At 60.4% G+C, this 3,358-nt stretch carries 2 protein-coding genes; one reads left to right on the top strand and one right to left on the bottom strand.

The annotated features are described in order from the left end of the window. A partial coding sequence (locus tag AB1609_18815; GenBank protein MEW6048499.1) for a biotin/lipoyl-binding protein occupies positions 1-327 on the bottom strand: 327 nt, incomplete at its 3' end. 441 nt (positions 328-768) lie between these two features. Here AB1609_18815 and AB1609_18810 point away from each other — a divergent pair. Next, entirely contained in the window at positions 769-3,333 is a 2,565-nt protein-coding gene (locus tag AB1609_18810; GenBank protein ID MEW6048498.1) for an S-layer homology domain-containing protein, read from the top strand. Positions 3,334-3,358: the final 25 nt, after the last annotated feature.

Raw genomic sequence — 3,358 nt, 5'->3', positions numbered from 1 at the left:
GCGTGCTTTGTCAAGCTGCAACTGCAGGTTCTCGCTGGACAGTTCGAGCAGCAGTTGGCCCGCGCTCACCCTTTCCCCTTCCTCGACCGCCACCCGCACCACGCGGCCGTTCACTCTTGGCCGCATCTCTTTCCGGCTGGCAGCCCGCACCGTCCCGGTGCCCTGGACGCTGACCTCTATGGGTCCTCGCCGCACGGCCACGATGCGAAAGGGCAGTTGCTGGGAGGACGCGGCCGTTCTGCCCCGCCACCAGCGCCACGCTCCCAGAATGGCACCCAGCACCAGGAGGGCCACCACCCACGTTTGCCACCGTCTCAACCGCGCCATGTCCACTCGCACCCCCCATACTCGGACCCGGTGCACTTCCGTCCCTATTTCTTACCACAGGAACGTGAACACAATGTGAAGATCCGGACATCCTGCGCGTGGTTTCCCCAGGACATCATGCGCGTGGGAGGGTGTCATCCCCTCACGGATTCCCTGCAATTCCCTGGACAGGCTGCCGGGAACAAAATGACCAGGGTCTGCGTCACAAAGGGAAGGAACGGCGATCACTCCAGGTAGAGGTCAAGCTGCCAGATAGCAACTCCCCAGAAGGAAAATTGCGGGCGGACAGCGAATAGCTTCCTCCAGCACATTTTCCGGGGGAGGGGTGGCCTCGCCCGGAGTAAGTGTTACAGAAACAGGGGGTGGGATGTGCCGGGGAAGACCGTGCTCTCTCTCGCAAGGGGCATCTTGATGGACTGAAAGGAGGAACGGAGAAGCGATATGGTTAGAAAGCTCGCGGTAGTCGTCCTGGCCGTGGCCATGCTCATGAGCTGCATGGGCCTCGCGTCTGCGGCCAAGTTCCCGGACACTGCCGGGCACAAGCAGGAGGCAGCCATCGACCGCATTGCCTCCCTGGGGCTGGTGAAGGGCTACCCCGACGGTACCTTCAAGCCTGACGCTCCCATCACGCGGGCGGAGTTCGCCAAGGTGATGGTGTGCGCCCTCGGGCTGGAGACCGCCGCCGAGATGATGGCGACCACCCCGACCGTGTTCGCCGACGTCCCGGTTGGCTACTGGGCGACAGGGTACATCAACGTTGCGGCCAGCCAGGGCATCGTCAACGGTTACCCCGACGGCACCTTCCAGCCCAACAACAACGTGACCTACGCCGAGGCCCTCAAGATGATCCTGTGCGCCCTTGGGTATAAGCCCGAGGTGTTCCGGACCATCGTGTGGCCGGTGACCTGGGTAGCCAAGGCGATGGAGCTGGGGATCACGGGTGGCGTGACGCTTGCCACGGGTGCAGCCAGCCTGCCTGCCACGCGTGCTGACATTGCCCGCCTGGTGGACAACGCGCTCGACGAGCCCATGCTTGAGCAGGTCGGCTATGGCGATGAGATCACCTACAAGGTAGGGGACAAGACTCTACTCGGCAACCTGGGTGCGACGCCGATCGAGGGCCGGGTCGCAGACGTGGGTACACTTCTCGGTAGTGCTCTGGATGACAACGAAATCGCCTTGGCTGACGGCTCGAAGTACACGGTTGCTGAAGGTATCGACGTCAGCAACCTGTACGGGCTCAAGATCAAGGCATGGGTCAACGCGGACGACGAGATCGTCGTCATTACCAGCACTGACGAGAGTAGCGTCCAGACCAAGAACCTGATGGAGATCAGCAGGACCGGGGCCGGCACCTCGACTGATCCGTATGTGTATAAGGCCAAAGTCGGCACCAGCAGCGATTACAAGATCTACACCTTCAAGTCGGACGCTCTGGTGTTCGGCGACTTCCAGAAGGCCAGTCTGGCTAACTGGCTCGGCACGTACAGCGGCGATGCCGAGGCCCAGTACATCCTGGACGACGACAACTATATAGTTGCGTTCAGGGTGGTAAAGTGGGATGGCTCGAGCGTAGTCAACAGCGTAAACGAGAAGTATGAGAAGGTCACCTTTAAGCCCAGTGGCGCGCTGAACCTCAAGGACAAGGACTACACCATCGTGCGGGATGGTGCGGTTGTTGAGCTAGGTGACATCCAGGAGAACGACGTCCTGTACTCGTTCAACAATGGCGACGAGTACAGGGTGATTGTGCTCTCTGCCAAGGTTGTCGGGACTGTCGAATCGTCCGCGATGGACGGCTCGTACTTCTACCTCGACGGGACGAAGTACAAGAGAAGCACGGACGGCTACACCTTCTCCACCGACGGTGGGGACGACGTCGATGATACGGCTGGAATCTCCGACTTCCTCGGCGAGGAGACGACGGTCGTTCTCGACCACTTCGGCAAGGCACGGTTCGTGTACGCTGATGTGACGGGTGCCGCCGAGCCGACCAAGTACGCACTCGCGTATGATGCCAAGACAGTGCTAGGCTTGAGCGATGTCACCTACCTGAGGGTCTTCGGCAGCGACGGCGAGAACGTCGACTACGCACTCAAGAAGGGAACGAAGGTAACCGACACGACCGGTGCCGAGCATACCTTCGACCCTGCATTGCATGCTGAGGCCGACGTCAGGGGCTGGCTTGGCATTACGAAGGGCAACTACGACACACTGGTCGCCTTCAAGCTGGACAGTAACGGCAAGCTCGCCAGCGTGAAACCGCTCGCCGCGACAAGCGAGGGTACTGTCACGCCTGATAAGGACAACAACCTGATCAAGGTCGTCGAGGTCGGCGCTACGGTCATCTACGGGCTCACCGATAGCACGATCTTCTTCGACATCTCTGACGTCACCGATCCGGCCCTGGGAAGCTGGAGTGCCGCCAAGGCTACCGGCGACTTCGGCGGCTGGGTGTATGCTGCGAGCAAGGGCGGAGACGCGATAGTGGTCGTCAATACCGACGACTCGAAGCCGTTCGTGATGGACACCGTAGCGGGTGCCCTGGTTGACAAGTACTACGTCGCGGATGGGCTCCGGCTCATGATGGACATCAACGGTGAATCGAAGTCGTACACCTTCGATCCGGGCGACTTCGACCCCGTTCTGCTCGTCGGGAACAACTCTGACTCTGGCACTACCGTAAGCGACTGGGTCTATGCTGAGATCGGCGAGATCCTTGAGCTGACCTTCAATGCCAGCGGCGACGTGAGCGGTGTCAAGGAATCCGAGGCTACCGACTCTGGCCTCACGGTTGACAGCGTCAGCCTGAGCGCCAAGAGGATAAAGGCGACTAAGAGCGGAACGACCTACACCTTCTATGCCGACAGCAAGACCCAGGTATACGACGTCACGGGCGATCCGGTGAACGTGGGACTGGAAGGCCTAACCGCTGGCGACACCATCAGGGTGTTCGTGGGCGGCGATGGATACCTTGACTTTGTGGTGATTTACACACCAGAGTAAGTTACCCCAGAGCTCGAGGTAAAGA

This window comes from Bacillota bacterium, assembly GCA_040754675.1.
In the GTDB taxonomy this organism is placed as follows: Bacteria; Bacillota; Limnochordia; order Limnochordales; family Geochordaceae; genus Geochorda.
The sequence above is the reverse complement of the archived record's forward strand: the minus strand, read 5'-3'. Positions and strand labels throughout refer to the sequence as shown.

Coding starts and splice junctions, on each gene's coding strand:
- AB1609_18810 (MEW6048498.1), top strand. CDS start 769: ATGGTTAGAAAGCTCGCGGTAGTCGTCCTGGCCGTGGCCATGCTCATG.